General features: G+C 68.5%; 1 protein-coding gene. It reads left to right on the top strand.

Going from position 1 to position 1,447, the window contains the following annotated elements:
* Positions 1–105: 105 nt before the first annotated feature.
* A complete protein-coding gene (locus ACWDU1_RS32325) occupies positions 106–1,284 on the top strand; it encodes a GuaB3 family IMP dehydrogenase-related protein (RefSeq protein ID WP_450004213.1) in 1,179 nt (392 codons plus the stop codon).
* Positions 1,285–1,447 lie beyond the last annotated feature (163 nt).

Below are 1,447 nucleotides of genomic sequence, written 5' to 3'. Positions count from 1 at the left end.
CGAAGCGCATGTGGCGAAGCCACGAGTCTCGAGCGCTGACAGCAGACGCTCAGGGGGCCGAACCCCGCGCGGCGAAGCCGCGCCAATAAACACAGGAGTTATTTCGTGCGCGATATGGTCGAGATCGGAATGGGTAGGACGGCTCGCCGGACCTACGAACTGGACGATGTCGATATCGTTCCCTCGCGCCGCACCCGGTCGGCGAGCCAGGTGTCGCTGTCCTGGCAGCTCGACGCCTACCGATTCGATATCCCCTTCCTCACCCATCCCACCGACGCGCTGGTCTCGCCCGAGTTCGCCATCGAGGTGGGCCGGCTGGGCGGGCTCGGGGTCATCAACGGTGAGGGCTTGTGGGCCCGGCACTCCGATGTCGCGGCCAAGATCGATCAGTTGCTCGAACTCGCCGACAAGGGCAGCTACCAGCGCGCGGTCGCCTTCTTACAGGAACTGCATGCCGCCCCCATGCAACCGGACCTGCTGGCCGCCGCGGTCGCGCAGGTGCGCGCCGGGGGTGTCACCGTGGCCGTGCGGGTGAGCCCGCAGAACGCGCAGGCGCTCACTCCCGGCCTGGTGCAGGCGGGTGTCGACCTGCTGGTGGTGCAGGGCACCATCATCTCCGCCGAACACGTGAGTGCCGGCGAACCGCTGAATCTCAAGACCTTCATCGCCGAACTCGATGTCCCGGTCGTCGCCGGCGGGGTCAGTGACCACCGCACGGCGCTGCATCTCATGCGCACCGGCGCGGCCGGGGTCATCGTCGGTTACGGTTCCCAGCCCGGGGCCACCACCACCGGAGAGGTGCTGGGTATCGGGGTGCCGATGGCGACCGCGATCGCGGATGCCGCGGCGGCCCGGCGCGACTATCTCGACGAGACCGGCGGCCGCTACGTCCACGTCATCGCCGACGGCGATATCAATTCGTCCGGCCACCTCGCCAAGGCGATCGCCTGCGGCGCCGACGCCGCCATGCTCGGCGCACCCTTGGCCTTGTCCGCCGAGGCTCCCGGCCGCGGCTGGTACTGGCCGTCGGCCGCCGCACATCCCTCGGTACCGCGCGGTTCGCTGCTGTCCCTGGATCAGCCGTGGGATCTGGCCGACGAACTGGGCCTGGGCCCGGCCCCCGCGGCGACGGTCCGGCCGAGCCTGGAACAGGTCCTCACCGGCCCGTCCGACGACCCGTTCGGTTCGCTGAACCTGGTCGGCGGGTTGCGGCGCTCGATGGCCAAGGCGGGCTACTCCGATCTCAAGGAATTCCAGAAGGTGGGGCTCAGCGTCCGTGCTTGACAATTCGGAGGTGTACTCCTCGTGAAGAGGTGGGGGTGGATCGACCCCTTCGCGAATGGGTGAGTTCGAGTTCGAGGGTGTCCCTCCGCGAAGGGTGGGTTTGGATCGACCCCTTCGCGAAGGGTGGGGCTGTAATTTTGGAGCGGCTCCGCCGCTCGAGGGT

The sequence above is a fragment of the Nocardia sp. NPDC003345 genome, assembly GCF_053589395.1.
Note: the sequence above shows the minus strand (reverse complement) of the source record. Positions and strands in the feature narration are given on the sequence as shown.